Origin of the sequence: Pseudomonas sp. Pse1 (assembly GCF_024519635.1) — a bacterium.
Classification (GTDB): Bacteria; Pseudomonadota; Gammaproteobacteria; order Pseudomonadales; family Pseudomonadaceae; genus Aquipseudomonas.
Map to the genome: position 1 here is coordinate 37,528 of NZ_JALJRO010000019.1, position 17,283 is coordinate 54,810.

Annotated in this window: 16 protein-coding genes; 4 read left to right on the forward strand and 12 right to left on the reverse strand. The window is 61.7% G+C overall.

The window, feature by feature from the left end; genetic code table 11:
- The first annotated feature begins 63 nt into the window (after positions 1–63).
- Positions 64–1,842: an acyl-CoA dehydrogenase C-terminal domain-containing protein gene (locus NR126_RS22770; protein ID WP_256831604.1), complete on the forward strand. Its 1,779-nt coding sequence runs from the start codon at positions 64–66 to the stop codon at positions 1,840–1,842.
- Positions 1,843–2,080: 238 nt separating this feature from the next.
- Here NR126_RS22770 and NR126_RS22775 read toward each other — a convergent pair whose 3' ends face one another.
- Positions 2,081–3,010, reverse strand: coding sequence for a LysR family transcriptional regulator (locus tag NR126_RS22775; RefSeq protein WP_027617142.1), 930 nt, complete (start codon positions 3,008–3,010; stop codon positions 2,081–2,083).
- Positions 3,011–3,111: 101 nt separating this feature from the next.
- On the opposite strand from NR126_RS22775, the gene NR126_RS22780 reads away from it, so the two are divergent.
- The 3 genes from NR126_RS22780 (at position 3,112) to NR126_RS22790 (ending at position 5,449) form a co-directional block, all read left to right on the forward strand.
- Positions 3,112–3,810 (forward strand): MOSC domain-containing protein, encoded by a 699-nt coding sequence (locus NR126_RS22780; RefSeq protein WP_027617143.1) that lies wholly within the window; start codon positions 3,112–3,114, stop codon positions 3,808–3,810.
- Positions 3,807–5,033: an aspartate aminotransferase family protein gene (locus tag NR126_RS22785; protein ID WP_027617144.1), complete on the forward strand. Its 1,227-nt coding sequence runs from the start codon at positions 3,807–3,809 to the stop codon at positions 5,031–5,033. The genes NR126_RS22780 and NR126_RS22785 overlap by 4 nt, the downstream gene beginning before the upstream one ends.
- A 257-nt stretch (positions 5,034–5,290) precedes the next feature.
- Positions 5,291–5,449 carry a YqaE/Pmp3 family membrane protein gene (locus NR126_RS22790; protein ID WP_003228885.1) on the forward strand — a complete coding sequence of 53 codons (159 nt, stop codon included), beginning with the start codon at positions 5,291–5,293 and terminating at the stop codon, positions 5,447–5,449.
- Between the two features lie 33 nt (positions 5,450–5,482).
- On the opposite strand, the gene NR126_RS22795 is transcribed toward NR126_RS22790, so the two are convergent.
- The 11 genes from NR126_RS22795 to NR126_RS22845 form a co-directional block, all read right to left on the reverse strand.
- The gene (locus tag NR126_RS22795; protein ID WP_256831610.1) at positions 5,483–7,315 is read right to left on the reverse strand and encodes a S9 family peptidase; all 1,833 of its coding nucleotides are present in this window, start codon (positions 7,313–7,315) and stop codon (positions 5,483–5,485) included.
- Positions 7,281–8,450 (reverse strand): pyrroloquinoline quinone biosynthesis protein PqqE, encoded by a 1,170-nt coding sequence (gene pqqE / locus NR126_RS22800; protein WP_256831612.1) that lies wholly within the window; start codon positions 8,448–8,450, stop codon positions 7,281–7,283. Before pqqE ends, NR126_RS22795 begins: the two co-directional genes overlap by 35 nt.
- Positions 8,422–8,697 (reverse strand): pyrroloquinoline quinone biosynthesis peptide chaperone PqqD, encoded by a 276-nt coding sequence (gene pqqD, locus NR126_RS22805; RefSeq protein WP_027617147.1) that lies wholly within the window; start codon positions 8,695–8,697, stop codon positions 8,422–8,424. Before pqqD ends, pqqE begins: the two co-directional genes overlap by 29 nt.
- Positions 8,694–9,446: a pyrroloquinoline-quinone synthase PqqC gene (gene pqqC / locus NR126_RS22810; protein ID WP_256831614.1), complete on the reverse strand. Its 753-nt coding sequence runs from the start codon at positions 9,444–9,446 to the stop codon at positions 8,694–8,696. Before pqqC ends, pqqD begins: the two co-directional genes overlap by 4 nt.
- A 68-nt stretch (positions 9,447–9,514) precedes the next feature.
- Entirely contained in the window at positions 9,515–10,426 is a 912-nt protein-coding gene (gene pqqB / locus NR126_RS22815) for a pyrroloquinoline quinone biosynthesis protein PqqB (protein WP_027617149.1), read from the reverse strand.
- A gap of 85 nt (positions 10,427–10,511) precedes the next feature.
- Positions 10,512–10,586: a pyrroloquinoline quinone precursor peptide PqqA gene (gene pqqA, locus NR126_RS22820; protein ID WP_003194766.1), complete on the reverse strand. Its 75-nt coding sequence runs from the start codon at positions 10,584–10,586 to the stop codon at positions 10,512–10,514.
- A gap of 137 nt (positions 10,587–10,723) precedes the next feature.
- Positions 10,724–13,189 (reverse strand): pyrroloquinoline quinone biosynthesis protein PqqF, encoded by a 2,466-nt coding sequence (pqqF, locus tag NR126_RS22825; RefSeq protein ID WP_256831619.1) that lies wholly within the window; start codon positions 13,187–13,189, stop codon positions 10,724–10,726.
- A 48-nt stretch (positions 13,190–13,237) separates the two neighbouring features.
- The gene (locus NR126_RS22830) at positions 13,238–14,032 is read right to left on the reverse strand and encodes a carbon-nitrogen hydrolase family protein (protein ID WP_027617151.1); all 795 of its coding nucleotides are present in this window, start codon (positions 14,030–14,032) and stop codon (positions 13,238–13,240) included.
- A 12-nt stretch (positions 14,033–14,044) separates the two neighbouring features.
- The gene (locus NR126_RS22835) at positions 14,045–15,727 is read right to left on the reverse strand and encodes an NAD(P)/FAD-dependent oxidoreductase (RefSeq protein WP_256831621.1); all 1,683 of its coding nucleotides are present in this window, start codon (positions 15,725–15,727) and stop codon (positions 14,045–14,047) included.
- Positions 15,728–15,867: 140 nt separating this feature from the next.
- Positions 15,868–16,329, reverse strand: coding sequence for an Lrp/AsnC family transcriptional regulator (locus NR126_RS22840; protein ID WP_027617153.1), 462 nt, complete (start codon positions 16,327–16,329; stop codon positions 15,868–15,870).
- 81 nt (positions 16,330–16,410) lie between these two features.
- Positions 16,411–17,205, reverse strand: a complete 795-nt coding sequence (locus NR126_RS22845) for an LPS biosynthesis protein (RefSeq protein WP_027617154.1) — start codon at positions 17,203–17,205, stop codon at positions 16,411–16,413.
- Positions 17,206–17,283 lie beyond the last annotated feature (78 nt).

The following is a 17,283-nucleotide window of genomic DNA, read 5'->3' on the forward strand; positions in this document are numbered from 1 at the left end:
ACTCGGGGACTTGTTTGAATCCCGATCCTGGGACTCACTTTTCATGTTCTTGCGAGGTTTGCCATGGCTGACTACAAAGCGCCCCTGCGCGATATGCGCTTCGTCCTCAATGAAGTGTTCGAGGTCGCCAAGCTGTGGGCTGAACTCCCGGCGCTGGCCGACACCGTCGATGCTGAAACCGTCGAGGCGATCCTCGAGGAAGCCGGCAAAGTCACCAGCAAAAGTATCGCGCCGCTGAGCCGTTCTGCTGACGAAGAAGGTTGCCACTGGAGCGACGGTGCCGTGACCACTCCGGCCGGTTTCCCACAGGCCTATCAGACTTATGCTGAAGGTGGTTGGGTCGGCGTCGGCGGTGATCCTGCCTTCGGTGGCATGGGCATGCCCAAGGCGGTCTCGGCCCAAGTCGAGGAAATGGTCAACTCCGCCAGCCTGTCATTCGGCCTGTATCCGATGCTCACCGCCGGCGCTTGCCTGTCGATCAATGCCCACGCCAGCGAAGAGCTGAAAGCCGCTTACCTGCCGAACATGTACGCCGGAGTCTGGGCCGGCTCCATGTGCCTGACCGAGCCCCACGCCGGTACCGACCTGGGGATCATCCGCACCAAGGCCGAACCGCAGGCCGATGGTTCGTACAAGGTCAGCGGCACCAAGATTTTCATCACCGGCGGTGAGCACGACCTGACCGAAAACATCATTCACCTGGTGTTGGCCAAACTGCCGGATGCGCCGGCGGGGCCGAAAGGCATTTCGCTGTTCCTGGTGCCGAAATTCATGGTCAACGCCGATGGCAGCCTGGGTGCGCGCAACCCGGCCAACTGCGGTTCGATTGAACACAAGATGGGCATCCAGGCGTCCGCCACCTGTGTCATGAACTTTGACGAAGCCGTTGGTTACCTGGTCGGCGAGCCGAACAAAGGGCTGGCGGCGATGTTCACCATGATGAACTACGAGCGCCTGGGTGTCGGCATTCAGGGCCTGGCTACGGGCGAGCGGTCGTACCAGAACGCCGTCGAGTACGCCCGTGATCGTCTGCAAAGCCGTGCGCCAACCGGCGCGCAGAACAAGGACAAGGTCGCCGACCCGATCATCGTCCATCCGGACGTACGCCGCATGCTGTTGACCATGAAAGCCTCGAACGAAGGCGGTCGCGCGTTCTCCACCTATGTCGCCATGCAACTCGACACCGCCAAGTTCAGCGAAGACGCGGCCACCCGCAAGCGCGCCGAGGACCTGGTGGCGTTGCTGACGCCTGTGGCTAAGGCTTTCCTCACCGACCTCGGCCTGGAAACCACGGTGCACGGCCAGCAAGTGTTCGGCGGCCATGGCTACATCCGCGAGTGGGGCCAGGAGCAACTGGTGCGCGACGTGCGTATCACCCAGATCTACGAAGGCACCAACGGTATTCAGGCGCTGGACCTGGTGGGGCGCAAGGTGGTCGGCAGCGGCGGTGCTTTCTATAAGTTGTTTGCCGATGAAATCCGTCACTTCACTGCAGCCGCCAATGCTGACCTCAGCGAATTCATCCAGCCGTTGAACGCGGCAGTGGACACTCTCGACGAGTTGACGGCGTGGTTGCTGGATCGGGTAAAAAACAACCCGAACGAAATCGGTGCGGCCTCGGTCGAATACTTGCAGGTGTTCGGTTATGTCGCTTATGCCTACATGTGGGCGCTGATGGCCAAGGCCGCTTTCGGAAAGGAGACAGAGGACGATTTCTATGCCAGCAAACTGGGCACCGCACGCTTCTACTTTGCCCGCCTGCTACCACGGATTCACTCGCTGAGCGCCTCGGTCAAGGCCGGTAGCGAGTCGTTGTACCTGCTGGATGCAGGGCAATTCTGAGGTATGTAACCGCATGTAAGCATTTGCTTACGTGACGTGCTGCTGTTCTCCCCTGTTCGCAGATTGGATCCGAAGCTAATCTAGCTCACATGGACGTCGCGCAGGAAGCGCAAAGCAACAACACGGACACGTAGGATTCTGCCAGGACGGCGGAGTGAAATGGATGTCAGGGAAACAGTCTGCAAAGCCCCGCTTCGGCGGGGTTTTCTTTGGTCTCAAGAAAAGTTGCCTTCGTTTTTCACCCCTGTACGTCGAGCACGCCAGGGTTCGCCAAGCGCCCGTCCGGGCCATGCATCACCTCCTCCAGCAGATTGCGTAACAACTCCAGCGTCGCTTGCTGGCGTTGCACATCGCGACAGACCAGGCCGATCTTCAGCGGCACTCGCGGCTCACTCAAAGGTTTCCACAGCAGCGCCCGATTGGCGTGTTCCTGTTGCGAACGCCCGGGTAGGACGGTTGCCAACCGGGTGTGCGGCAAGCTGTCGAGAATCCCCGCCATATTGTTCAGTTCGGCCTGCACTTGCGGGCGGCGTCCGAGGCTGGCCAGTTGCCCCTGCCAGATCTGGCGGATCTGGAATTCTTCGCCCAACAGCAGCATCGGCAGTTCGGCCGCCTGACTCATGGAGACTTTCTTGAATTCCCGCAGTGGATGGTCGTTGGGGATGACCAGGGTCAGTTCATCTTCGTACAGCAACACCCCATGCAGACCCGGCTGGCGCGGCGGCAGATAGCTGATGCCAATGTCCAGCGAGCCGTTGAGCAGGCGCCTTTCGATTTCCAGCCCGGTCAATTCGTAGATCTGCACCACCAGATGAGGTTGCGCGGTGCGCACCCGTTCGAGCATTTTCGGCACCAGGCTGGTATGCACGGTCTGCAGCACGCCGATGGCCAGGGTGCGCAGGGCTTGGCCCTTGAAATTGCCCAACGCCTCGCGGGCCCGCTGCAAGCCGTCAAGCAGGGGCAGGGCGTGGTTGTACAGGGTGTGCGCGGCCAGGGTCGGTAGCAGGCGTTTGCTGCTGCGCTCGAACAGACTGACGTCGAGGTTCTGTTCCAGTTGGCGGATCTGCTGCGAAAGCGCCGGCTGGGAGATCGACAGGCGTTCGGCGGCCCGCCCGACATGGCCTTCTTCGTACACCGCGACGAAATAACGCAGTTGTTTAAAATCCATAAGTATTTCTTATCGATAAAGCTGGGAAATCGAAATGGCTCAGTGCCTTGCAGAAGTCTAGTCTAACCGTATTCACAAGGCTTACAGGTCCAGATAGGGCGATGAATACCGTTTACGTTGATGGTGTTTACATAGGCAAGGCAAAAAATCTTGGTCAGGGTTTGATCAGCGATACCGACAAACAGCTGATTGCCAATCGACTCTGGTTGTGGCCACAGGGCCTGGGCAGCGACGAGCACGGCGATCCGCGCTTTCACACCGGGCCTGAGCGCGCACTGCACCACTACCCGGCCGAGCACTACGCCTATTGGCGCAGACGTTATCCACAGATCGATTGGTGCGCCCCGGCGTTCGGCGAAAACCTTTCGACCCACGGCCTGACCGAAGAGCATGTGTGCCTGGGCGATTTGTTTCGCTGGGGCGGCGCCTTGTTACAGGTGAGCCAGCCGCGCTCGCCGTGCTATCGCCTGAGCCATCGCTGGGGTCTGCCGATCCTGCCGCAACTGGCCCAGGACACCGGGCGTTGTGGCTGGTTCTACCGTGTGCTCAAGCCTGGCTTCGTCAGCGCCGAGCAACCTTTTGAACTGATCCAGCGCAGTTATCCCGGCCTGAGCGTGGCCGCGGCGTTGCGAAGTTTCTATCGCGAACCGCTGGAGCATGGCGGCTTGAAAAAACTGATCGATTGTCCGGCGCTGTCTTCGCGCTGGCGTGACATGGCGATCAAGCGCTTGCGCACTGGTCGTGTCGAGGACTGGTCGGCCCGCTTGCTCGGCCTGCCCCTGGAGGGCTTGAGTGCATGAACCTGTTCAATCTGCGTCGCTCGCCGCCAAGCCTCGATGACCTGGCGGCCGAGGGTTTTCAATCTGCCGCCAGCCATAGTCCTTCGCGCGAGTATCTGATGACGAGTGTCGAGCACGCTGCGCAAGTCTTTATTCGTGGCCAGGGTTCCTGGCTGTGGGACAGCGACGACCGCGCCTATCTGGATTTCACTCAGGGTGGGGGCGCCAATAGCCTCGGTCACAGCCCGACGGTTTTGGTCAAAGCTCTGGCGGGGCAGGCTCAGGCCTTGATCAATCCGGGCTGCGGACTGCTCAACCGCAGTCAGTTGAACCTGGCCGAGCGCTTGTGCACCAGCACTGGCAGCGATCAGGTTTATCTGCTCAACACCGGCAGTGAAGCCTGCGAAGCAGCGATGCACCTGGCGCGTAAATGGGGCCAGTTGCATCGTGGCGGTGCCTCGCGAATCATTACCGCCTGCGGTAGCCGTCACGCTAAACACCTGCCGGCCTCTGACTGCGTGCCCTTCAATGACTTGCCGGCGCTGCATGCGGCGGTGGACGCGCAAACGGTGGCGATCATGCTGGAGCCGATCCAGACCGCCGCTGGTGTCGTGCCCGCTACCGAGCATTACCTCAAGGGTGTCGAGCGTTTGTGTCGTGAGTTGGGGATCCTGTTGATTCTTGACGAAGTGCAGACGGGTGTCGGCCGTTGCGGGCATGTCCTGGCTGAGCAGTATTACGGGGTGCGAGCTGACATCGTAGCCCTGGGCAACGGCCTCGGTGGCGGCGTGCCGGTCGCGGCCTTGCTGGCCCGTGGCAATGCCTGTTGTTTCGAACCAGGCGATCTGGATGGCGGCCCTCACGGCAACGCCCTGATGGCCGTGGCGGGCGTGGCAGTGCTCGACAGCGTGCTCGATCACGGCTTCGTCGAACACCTGCGCGACAGTGCCCAGCACCTGCGCGAAGGCCTGAGTCGCCTGGCTAATCGTTATGGGCATGGCGAACTGCGTGGTCAAGGGCTGCTCTGGGGCCTGACCCTCAGCGATGACTGCGCCGAAGCGGTGGTCAAGGCGGCGTTGTTCGAGGGCTTGCTGATCAGCGCTCCGACCGCCGATTGCCTGCGCTTCACCCCAGCCCTGAGTGTGAGCAAGGGCAACATCGACGAAATGCTCCTGCGCCTCGCGCGGGCCTTTTCCCGGGTGCGTACCGCGCAACTGCAATGCCGCAAAGGCATCGCCGTCTGAGTCGATCGCGCTCCCGAATTCCCGAACCGTCTCGCGGTTTAACGCAACGCCCCATGCCTGATCCCTTTGGCATGGGGCGTTTTTTTTGTGCGGCTTTCTCCAGGCTTTGTAGGCGCGAGCTTGCTTGCGAGAAATCCGAGGGCGCCGTGTATGTTTCGCGATACTACTGTTTGAATCGCACCACGGAACCCCGGCGAGCGCCATTGGTCGATTAGTTGTGTGGCTGATCGCAGCCCACCTGACCAAGGAGCCGCTCTATGGATTTCATTCGCATCATCATCGCCATTCTGTTGCCGCCACTGGGCGTGTTTCTGCAAGTGGGATTTGGCGGCGCGTTCTGGTTGAACATTCTGCTGACCCTGTGCGGCTACATCCCGGGTATCGTCCACGCGGTGTACATCATCGCCAAACGCTGAACCTATGGATCGCAGCGCCAACCCGCGCTGCGATCAATCTTTGCCGCGCTGCATCACCTCGCGATAAAACAGCCACTCCTGCTCCAGCGCATGGGCCTGGTTGCTGGCCTTGCGAAAGCCGTGACGCTCATCCGCGTAGTAGTGGGCCTGGGCCGCGATGCCATTGTCCTGCAGGGCCTTGAGCATGTCGCGGGTCTGTTGCGGCACGACCACGGCGTCTAGTTCACCCTGAAAGAAAATCACCGGCACCCGAATATTTCCGGCGTGCAGCAGCGGCGTGCGGGCGGCGTAGCGTTTGGCGTCGACCTGCGGGTCGCCGATCAGCCAGTCCAGGTAATCGCCCTCGAATTTGTGAGTCGCGCGCCCCAGCGCCACCGGATCACTGACCCCGTAGAGGCTGGCGCCGGCACTGAAAACCTGGTGAAAGGCCAGGGCGCACAGGGTGGTGTAGCCTCCGGCACTGCCACCGCGAATGAACGCCTGCTCGCCATCGATCAAGCCCTGTCCGGCGAGGTAGCTGACCACCGCGCAGGCGTCTTCGACATCCACCTCACCCCAGCGCAAATGCAACGCCTGCCGATACGCCCGGCCGTAGCCACTGCTACCGCGATAGTTGAGGTCGGCCACGGCGAACCCGCGCTGTGCCCAATACTGGATACGCGGATCGAGCATCGGATAGCAGGCCGAGGTCGGTCCGCCATGGATGAATACCACCAGCGGCGGTTTCGTTGAGCCGCCCATGGCCGGATAAAAGAACCCGTGGGCTTCACCCTCGCCGCTGGGATAGCGCAGGGTTTGCGGGTGGCTGATCTGCTCGGCGGGCAGTAACGCAACGCCGCCAGCCAGCACCTTGACCTGATGACTGCGCCGGTCGATGGCGACCACCGCCGAAGGGCTGACCGGCGACGCGGCGATGGCGTAGATGTGTTGCTCATCCAGCGCCAGGTTGCGAAAGCGGCTGAAGCGCCCGGTGTAGTCGTCGAGCTGCTCGCCATCGCGGATACCCAGGCGGCCAAAGCCTTCAAGGGTCCAACTCGCCAGGTAGTGCTCTGGTCCCAGCGCCAGCCAACTGCTGCCCCCCAGTTGCCAGGGCGCCGGCGCGTGGTCCGCCGCGCTGCTGGTGAGCGGCTGCAAACCTGATTCAGTCTCGACCCACGGTTGCCAGAAGCCGTCCCGGTCGGTCAGACAATACAGGCGCCCGGCGGCATCGAAGCGCGGTTGTTGCAGCGACTCCTCGAACGTTGCGCCGGCCACGCAGCGCGGTGCGGCGAAGTCGCCAGCGGCATTGCGTTCGGCGAGCATCAAGCGTGTCGCGGTCCAAGGCTGGTGTGGACGGCTCCACTCGATCCAGGCCAGTTGTCGAGCGTCGGCACTCAAGGTCGGTGCGGCGTAAAAATCAGCGCCTTCTGCCAACAGGTGGCGTTGCCCTCCTTGCAGGTCGATGGCCACCAGCCGGTGCTGTTTGCCCTGTTCCTCGACGGCCAAGACCTGGCCGTTGCTGTATTGCAGATCGCCGTAGCGACAGTCACCGCAGGTCAGCGCGTTCGGAGCTTCACCGGCCAGGGATTGGCAATACAATTGCTGGTCGGTCTCGTTGACGAACACCACGCCGCCATCGCTCAGGCAGAACGAACCGCCGCCGTACTCATAGACCCGACTGCGCACGCTGAACCCGGTGGGTGTCAGGCAAACGGCGCGACCATTCTGCCAGTGCCAGATTCGGCAGGCCGCGTCTTCGGGTCGGTATTCGTTCCAGAACACGCCCTGGCTGCCGACCCGCAAGTCGGCAAAATCGACACCGGCGGACACGGCTTGCAGGGCGCTCAAGGCGTCAGCCTTTAACGATGAGGCGAGAGTTTCGTTCATTGCGAAAGGCCAGTTGTTCGATGGTCTGGGTGGCGTGCTCGGCTTCTTCGCGGGCCTTGAGGATCACGCCGTGCTGAGGGGATTTGCTGCACACCGGATCGGCATTGCTGGCGTCGCCGGTGAGCATGAACGCCTGGCAGCGGCAGCCGCCGAAGTCTTTTTCCTTCTCATCGCAGGAGCGGCAGGGTTCCGGCATCCAGTCGTATCCACGGAAGCGGTTGAAGCCGAACGAGTCGTACCAGATGTGCTGCATGCTGTGTTCGCGCACGTTGGGAAATTGCACTGGCAACTGTCGGGCGCCATGACAAGGCAGGGCGGTGCCGTCTGGAGTCACGGTCAGAAAAATACTGCCCCAACCGTTCATGCAGGCCTTGGGGCGTTCTTCGTAGTAATCCGGTGTGACGAAAATCAGCTTGCAGGGATGGCCCTCGGCCTCGAGTTTCGCCCGGTATTCATTGGTGATCCGTTCGGCCCGTACCAGTTGTTCGCGGGTTGGCAGCAGGCCCACGCGGTTGAGCTGGGCCCAGCCGTAGAACTGGCAGGTGGCGAGTTCGACGAAGTCCGCTTCGAGTGCGATGCACAGCTCGATGATGCGGTCGATCTTGTCGATGTTGTGCCGGTGGGTGACGAAGTTCAGCACCATCGGATAGCCGTGGGCTTTCACCGCGCGGGCCATTTCCAGCTTCTGCGCGAAGGCTTTTTTCGAGCCGGCGAGGAGGTTGTTCACCTGCTCGTCGCTGGCCTGGAAACTGATCTGAATGTGGTCGAGACCAGCCTTCTTGAAGTCGCTGATTTTTTGTTCGGTGAGGCCAATGCCGGAGGTGATCAGGTTGGTGTAGAAGCCCAGCTTGCGTGCCTCGCCGATCAGTTCGGCGAGGTCCTGGCGCACCAGCGGCTCGCCGCCGGAAAAGCCCAGTTGGGCGGCGCCCATCTCCCGCGCTTCGCGAAACACCTTGAGCCATTGCTCGGTGGTCAGCTCTTTGCCCTGCTCGGCGAAGTCCAGCGGGTTGGAGCAGTAAGGGCATTGCAAGGGGCAGCGGTAGGTCAGCTCGGCGAGCAGCCACAACGGCAGGCCGATCTCGGGCTTGGCCGGCAGGGCCGATGGCTCAGCCGAGTTCGATCCAGTGCTGTGCACGGGCGACCTCCATGAATTGCTCGATGTCCTCGCCGAGCTCCGGCACACCGGGGAACTGCTGGTCGAGTTCCGCAATGATAGCGGCGACATCACGCTGGCCGTCGATCAGCCCACCAATCAGCGCAGCGCTGTCGTTGAGTTTGATCATGCCTTCGGGGTAAAGCAGCACGTGGCCTTTTTGCGCCGGCTCGTACTGGAAGCGGTAGCCAGGACGCCAGGTCGGGGTTTTGCTGCGGTCGAAACTCATAGGGCGATCCCTTTATGCCAGACCCGTTGTCCGGTCACGCTGTGATAAGGCGGGCGATTCAGTTCGTAGGCCATGCTCATGGCATCGAGCATGCTCCAAAGTATGTCCAGTTTGAATTGAAGAATTTCCAGCATGCGCTGCTGGCCTTCGTAAGTGGTGTAGTGCTGCAGGGTAATCGCCAGCCCATGCTCGACATCGCGCCGCGCCTGGCCCAGGCGCGTACGGAAATACTCATAGCCGGCCGGGTCGATCCACGGGTAGTGCTGTGGCCAGCTGTCGAGGCGCGATTGGTGGATCTGCGGGGCGAACAGTTCGGTCAGTGAGCTGCTGGCGGCTTCCTGCCAATTGGCGCGGCGGGCGAAGTTGACGTAAGCGTCCACGGCGAAACGCACCCCGGGCAACACCAGTTCCTGGGAGCGCAGTTGGTCCGGGTCGAGCCCGACGGCCTGGCCCAGGCGCAACCAGGCTTCGATGCCGCCGTCCTCGCCGGGGGCGCCATCGTGGTCGAGCAGGCGCTGAATCCATTCGCGGCGGATTTCGCGGTCCGGGCAATTGGCGAGGATCGCCGCGTCCTTCAGGGGGATGTTCACCTGATAGTAGAAGCGGTTGGCGACCCAGCCCTGGATCTGCTCGCGGGTGGCCCGGCCTTCATACATCGCCACGTGGTACGGGTGGTGGATGTGGTAATAGGCGCCCTTGGTACGCAGGGCGGCTTCGAAATCTGCGGGGGATAGGGGGAGGTTGGTCATTGCGGGGCTCCGGGGTATGGCCGGTGGATTCTGGGTGTCTGGTCGGGCGCCCGTGATAGGGCCATCCGCTACAACTCGATACTCATGCCGTCATACGCCACTTCGACATTGCGCCGCACCAGCTCCGCGCGCTCGGGCGAATCCTCGTCAAGGATCGGGTTGGTGTTGTTGATGTGGATCAGCACCTTGCGCTGGCGAGGCAATTGTTCGAGCACTTCGAGCATGCCGCCCGGGCCGTTCTGCGCCAGATGGCCCATCTCCCGACCGGTGCGGGTGCCGACGCCGCGACGCTGCATTTCGTCGTCGTCCCACAGGGTGCCGTCTACCAGCAGGCAATTGCTGTCGCTCATGATCTCCAGCAAGGGACCGTCGACCTTGCCCAGGCCCGGGGCGTAGAACAATTTACCGCCGGTGCGCAGGTCCTCGACGATCAGGCCGATGTTGTCGCCCGGGTGCGGGTCGAAGCGGTGCGGGGAGTACGGCGGCGCGGCACTGCGCAGGGGCAGCGGGGTGAAACGCAGATTCGGGCAGGCCGGGATGCTGAAGCTCTGGTCCAGCTCGATGCGGTTCCAGTTCAAACCGCCATTCCAGTGGCTGAGCATGGTGAACAGCGGGAAGCCGCTGCTCAGGTCTTCATGGACCATGTCGGTGCACCAGACCTGATGCGGGCACCCTTCGCGCAGCATCAGCAGGCCGGTGGTGTGATCGATCTGGCTGTCCATCAGGATGATCGCGCCGATTCCGGTATCACGCAGGGCGCGGCCGGGCTGCATCGGCGCAAAACCCTGGAGTTGCGCGCGGATATCCGGAGAGGCGTTGCACAGGACCCAGTTCAGGCCATCATCGGAAATCGCGATGGACGATTGGCTGCGCGCCTGTGCCCGCAAGCTGCCGTCGCGAAAGCCGGCGCAGTTGGCGCAGTTGCAGTTCCATTGGGGGAAGCCGCCGCCAGCCGCGGAGCCGAGGATCTGGATAAACATGGGTGCTCCAAGACATCAACGCTAAAAATGAAAACGCCCCGGGTTGGCCGAGGCGTGATACCGCATGTTCTACCCGAAGGCAGGATCAACGGCTGGCGAAGTACATGGTGACTTCAAAGCCGATACGCAGATCGGTGTAAGCAGGTTTTGACCAAGTCATGAGAAAGCTCCTTCAAGCGGGTAGTACGACTGAACCTATACATATAGTCCACCTCCAGCGGGAGATGTTCAGATGCTTAGGTGCCTATCTTACTGAAACGTTTCTTCTTATTGCAGTCCTCTCTTGAAGAAAAGCCGTTACACCTGCGGTAAGGATCGCGGGTTTGGTTGCCAATCCGGCGAGCAAGCCGCATTCGCCAGGCCTCTCCAGCCGCCCTCGGCCTGATTCAGGCGCCGAGCCGCGTCCAGCAGCTCACTGCGTTGCAGCTGCAAAATGGACTGATGCAGTTGCACCAGGTATTCCGACGAGTGGTTGGCCAGTTTGCCCTGCCACAGCAGCTCGAATGCCTGGGGCAATGTCAGGTTGCTGCGCTCAAGTTGTCCCGCGAGGCTCTGCAATTGATCCTGGAGCGCCTGGTCAGAGAGGCTATCGATCAACTGGGGCAGGCTCTGCGAGAAGGTCAGGATGTGCTCGAGAAGATCCGTTGCGCTGACATTTGGCGACTGCACACCGAACAACAGTCCGGTTTGGCCGTTGATTTGCCGCACCCCGCTGAACACTGCATAGCCCAGTTGCAACTCGACGCGAAGGCGCTGGTAGTAGGGCGTCTGGCAGAGGTGGGCAAGCATTCGCCAGGCGGCTTCGTCAGCCAATGACTGAGTAGGTGTGGGACAAAACAGCAGGATAGCCTGCTCGGTGCCGTGGTCCGGAAACTCACTCCACAGGCGTTGTCCGTTAATCGACATCGATGAAGGCAGCTCATTGGCGGGTGTCCCGGGCACTTGAGCGAGCACGCGGGTCACCGCCGTTTGCACGCTGGCGGGCAGGCCTGCCGCCAGGCCATGCCACTGTGCGCTGGCCCAGAATGAATGCAGATCATTGAGAGCGGGGGCGGCCGGGGCGTCGAGGCAAACCTGTGGCAACGCCTTGAGCAGTTGTCGAATCGCGATTAACGGGACGGGCGTCGCAGCGGCTGAGCGGGATGCTGCGGCGGGGTTTGTCAGGCGTTGGAGTGCCTGTTCGAGGATCGCCGGCAGCGGCTCGAGCCAGCCGCTAAGTTTCAGCTGCCATTGATTGCCGATTTCGCTGAACGACAACTCGACGCCCGCCTGGCTCGCGTCCTCGATCAGCGACTGCAGGCTGTGTACCAGGGTGGCATGCAACTCGCCCGCAGGCGCTGCATCGAAATGCCAGCTTAGACACAACGCGCCTTCGCCGCTGCTATCGGGCAGGGCCTGGCTGAACTGCATGGACGAACGCTCGCGGCGGCCACGGGTTCGGTCCTGGGCGAAGGTACGCAGGCCGCGGTGAGCGCTGGTCTGCCCACGAATCAGCCCGGCCGATGGTGGTTCTTCGGCGCTGCGCAGAAATCCATTGGGGGGCGGCAACTGCCAATGGCTGGCCGGGTTATCCACAGGTGCGGGATTGAGTTGCTGCACGATCGTGTTGAGCGTTGGCACCAGGTTCTCGGGCGCGAAGCTCTGCAGCGCCTGGTTGTCCAGGCGGGCGAGGGCCAGGGCGTTGCTTGATTGGCGCTTGCGCTGTTGCAGCAGGGCGTACTCTTCGCGCAACGCCGGCCAGTCCGCTTGTCGGGCAAAAAAACTCAGCCAATCGTTGAGCAGATCACGGATGCTCTCGGTGTGCTTTCGGCCAGCGTCACTGAGATCGAACTCAACGTGCAGCAAGGCTTGGCCGGTAAAGTGGTAGAGCGGTTTGGCGCTCAGACTGTCGACCCATTGACGATTACGTAATTCGGCCAGCAGGCCACCGGGCTTCGAGGCGTTGAGCCAGGTGCAGAGGAAATCCAGTGCCTGCTCGGCCCCGTCCGGCAACCCATGCAGGACGAACAGCAGATTGAGCCGGTGTCCGTCAGTCTGTTGATAATGCTGCTCGGTCGTCGTCATCAAGGCTGGAGGAGGCGTTTGCCCCTGGCGCTCACCGTTGGGGAGCGGGGCGCTGAGGCTTTGCGCCAGTTGGCGCAATTCATCCACAGGCTGAGGGCCGACCAGGCTCAGGGTCATCTGCCCGGTCTGGTAAAAGTGTCGATACCAGTGGTTCAGGGCCTGTTGGAACTGCGGCTGTTGGACCGCCAGGCTGTCCCGGTTGCCGGCGTGGAAGCCACGCAGTGGATGATCCTCCGCCAATCCGGCAAACAAGGCCTGGCGTTGTTGGGCCGTGGCATCCCGCGACCAGGCGATAAATTCCGCCTCCAGCACTTCTCGCTCACGCAGTTGATCTTCGGGGTCGAGGCGGGCGTGGGCCAGCATGTCGCACAAACGCTCCAGTCCGCCGGCAAAGGTCTGCGGCGGTAACTCGAAGAAGTAGTCGGTGTGGCGATCGTTGGTCCGCGCGTTCAATTGGCCACCGTGACGTTGCACGTAAGCCATCAACCCGTCAGCGGCGGGGAAGCGTTCAGTCCCGAGAAACAACAGGTGCTCAAGAAAATGCGCCAGTCCTGGCCAGGCCGAGGGTGCATCGTGGCTGCCGGCAGCGACACGCAAGACTGCGGCGCAGCGTTGCAAGCCGGGGGCGTGACGAAGCGATACCCGCAAGCCATTGGCCAGGGTTTCGCTATGGGGGAGAAGGTGGATCGGCGCAGGCATGAGCACTTCCGCAACTGGGTAAGTGCTCATGCTAGCGAAAAGCCCGGGTCAGTGCTTGTCCGGCTCGCCGTACAGCTCGGGACGCCGGTCGAGGAAATAGCGGTTTTCGGAGCGTGATTTGACCATCAACGGCCGATCGAGGGTGCCAACAATCAGGGCTTCATCCAGTCCGGCCTGGGCGATGCGGCTGCCATCCGGAGCGGCAATGCTGCTTTGACCGCAGTAGTGAATTTGCTCCTCACTGCCGCAGTAATTGGCATAGGCCACGTAGCATTGATTCTCGTAGGCCCGCGAACGCACGGTGACGTCGGCGATGAAGTCAAAGGGCGTCATGTTGGCGGTCGGTACCAGGATCAGCTCGGCTCCGGCCAGGGCCAGGCGCCGGGCATTTTCCGGGAACTCGAGGTCGTAGCAGATCAGGAAGCCGAGCTTCCAGCCGTTGAGCTGGACAATCGGCAACTGATCCTGCCCGGCGCTGAACATCGAGTGATCGAGGTCGCCAAACAGGTGCGTCTTGCGGTAGTTGCACAGGCGCTCGCCTTTCGCGTCGATCAGTTGCACGGCGTTGTAGATCTGCCCGTCCTCGGCCCGTTCGGGATAGCCATAGACAATGGCCATCCCGGCAGCCTTGGCGATGCTGGCGATCTGCTGTGCGGAATCGCCGTTGCTGACCTCCGCCAATGCACCCACCGCTTCGGCGCCGATGTTGTAGCCGGTCAGGAACATTTCCGGCAACACCAGCAAATCGGCGCCGCTGGCTTCATTGGCAACCTGCTTCAAGCGTCGCAGATTGCCGGCGACGTCGAGCGGCAGCGGCGGGCATTGGTAAAGGGCTACGCGCATTTCGGACTCCTCTTACTCGGGCAGTGCGATCGGACCGATCTCGCTGAATACATCACCCGGTCCCGGGTTCTCGGCATGGGTCTGCCCGCCAAAGTGGTTCATGATGCCCCACACCGCGTTGAGCGAGGTCTGTACCGCGCCTTCGACCCAGGCCGGGGTCCAGGATACGTCGTCGCCGGCAATAAAAATCCCGCGCTGTTCGGCCGGCATGTCCTGCTGCATGAAGTGCGCATACATCCGCTGGTTGTAGCGGTAGTGGCCCGGCAGCGCGCCTTTGAATGCACCGAGAAAATGCGGATCGGCTTCCCAGGACACGGTAATCGGGTCGCCGATGATCCGCGCGGCGATGTCGACTTTCGGGTAGATCTTCTTCAGGGCATCCAGCGCCAGTTTCACCCGCTTGTCGATCGGTTGCGGGAGCATTTTCAGGGCATCGCTCATCCATGAGTACGACAGGCAGATGACGCCAGGCTTGTCGTCGCCATTGTCGAACAGATAGGTGCCACGGGTCAGGCGATCGGTGAGGGTCATGCTCATCAGGTCGCGGCCGGTTTCCGGGTCTTTGTCTTTCCAGAACGGCCGGTCGACCATGACGAAGGTCTTCGACGATTGCATGTAGCGGGTGCGGTCCAGGGCCATCCACATCTTTTGCGAGAACAGCGATTCTTCACACTCGATCTGGGTGGTCAGCAGCCAGCTCTGGCAGGTGGTCAGCACAGCCGCGTATTCGCGGGTGTCACCCCAGTTATCGGTGACACTGAAGCGGCCATCGGCGGCGCGGGCGATGCGCTTGACCCCGGTGCGTGGCGCGCCGTTGTGCAGCGAACTGAGGCTGGTGCCTTCCGGCCAGTGGGCGCAGCGCTGCGGCACATGGCGCCAGATGCCCAGCGGCACCTGCTCGACGCCGCCGACCACCAGGTGCTGGTGGTCATCGCAGTTGGTCATTACCACCCGGAAGATTTCCAGCATCGAGTTGGGGAAGTCCGAGTCCCAGCCGCCGGTGCCGAAGCCTACCTGACCGAACACTTCGCGGTGATGGAACGACAGCTTGGCGAACGCTTTTGAGGTGGCGACGAAGTCGTAGAAGGTGCGGTCGTCCCACAGCGGCACCAGGGTGTTCCACAGCTCTTTGAGGCGCGGTACGTCGCGGTCGCGGATCGCCTGCTGGATCTCGCCAAAGCGCGAGCCGTCCTCCAGGGCATCGGCCCACGCGTCGGCGACTTCCTGGAACAGCGCTGGCAGATCGGCAAGCTTCTGCGCGTAGTGGGTCTGACCTTCGAGGTCGATCACCGTGCTGCCGGACGCCGGGGTCAGTGGGTTGGGAAACGGCTTGGTTTGCAAACCGAGTTTGTCGACGTAGTGGTAGAAGGCGGTGGACGACACCGGGAAACGCATGCCACCGAGTTCGGCGACGATGCCTTCGGTCCCTTCAAACGCCTGGGAGCGCAGACGCCCGCCCATTTTCGAGGCTTCGTAGACGACCGGTTTCAAGCCTAGTTTCATCAGCTCGTACGCGGCCACCAGGCCCGCGATTCCGGCACCGACAATCGCCACTTCGGCGCCATGGTTGTGCGCAGGGATGCTGCCCAGGCCGGCCGGGTGTTCGATCCAGTCGTCGAAGGCGAAGGGAAAGTCCGGGCCGAAGATGGTGATCGGTTTCTTACCGTCTGCAGGATGGCGATTGTTCTTGTTCATGGCTGACCTTGCTGGCGACTCGCACGGGAGGCTGAGTATAGGAAAAGACTGTCGCCATTCTAGGGAGCGTAGCGCACGTTAATAAGACGCAAAGTGTCGTCGTTTTGCATATCTGTGATGCATTGTGACGAAGATGTTGGTCAGATTGGTTGTGCGCGATCGATCTTGCTGCTGAGGATGATCGACGTGGTGGTCTTCTCGACGCCGTCGACACTGCCAATCTGGTCGAGCAACTGGTCGAGTTGCTCGGGCGAGTCAGTGCGCAGCCAGGCCACGTAATCGAATTCGCCACTCACCGCACAGAGTTGCTGGACCTGAGCCATGCTGCTTAGGCGTCGCAGCACTTCCTTGCCGGAACGGGGCTGCACGGTGATGCCGACGTAAGCCTGCAACCCGCCGTCGACGACCCGTTGGCCGAGACGAACGCCATAACCGGTGATCACCTTGGCTTTTTCCAGGCGTGCCAGCCGTGAGGTCACCGTGGTGCGGGCGATGCCCAATTGCCGGGCGAGCATGGCCACGCTTTCGCGCGCGTTGATTTGCAGGGCGGCAATCAGTTGGCGGTCGATCTCATCGAGCGCAGGCGGGCGTGGGACAGGCAAGGTGTTCTCCGACACGGGTAGCGATGGACGAGCATGGTACATGCCTGCCCCGGCAGCGTCATGGCGGGTCTGTCGGCGGTTTCAGCCAAGCAGCGTGTGCAGCGCCTGCAAGTCGATTTTCGGAATGATGGTGGTTGGAATACGCGAGTTCTGCGAGAGGTTGTACACCGCAAAGCGCTCGCCCATGACTTTCTTCTTCATCAATTTCAGCGAAGGCAGTATGCGCGTGGGGTAGTGCTGGTCGAGACCGCAAGGGGAGAGCACCGAGCCGGGTTTTTCATAGAAACGCCCGCTGGACTGGTCAAGGTCGACGCCCACCAGGATGACCTTGTCGAAGCCCAGGTGATAGGTCAGTTGCAGCGCCAGGTAGGCGACAGTGCGGGCATCGTAGAAGCCTTGGCTGAGGTTCTTGCTGAAACCGATGCTTTTCGCCCGGTGCCCGAGCAAAGACTGACTCTGCACCAGGTTCTTGTTGCTCCTGAGAAAGTAGTCGAGCCAGGTCTGTTTCGGTGCGCGCTTGAGGGTATACAGCTGGCCTTTGGGCCGCGCGTTGGTGCGCCGAGCGAACTCCGCCCACAGCGCGACCCGCTGGCTGATGCGCATCGCGTGCTCGAAAAACTCAGGTTGCTGGCTGGGAAAGCTCATGTCGGTACAGATGTAGAAGTACGGCTTGATATCCGTGCCACTGAACAGCGAAATCGCCCCGTTCATGGTAATCATCGGGACGTGGGCGAAGTCTTCCAGCGGGAAGTCTTTGGCCGAGTTGCCGGACGCAATAATGAACACCGCACCGGACTCGGTGTTGCGACACTCGTTGAAATCACGCGCATGACTCAATCTGGAGTCAACGAATGGCTGTACCTGAACTGCATCCATGTTCGGTGTCCGATAGTTGTACGGCTGGCTGATCGTGGTTGTTTTTGTTTCCTGAAAGCTGATGTGTTGCGGTGTGGG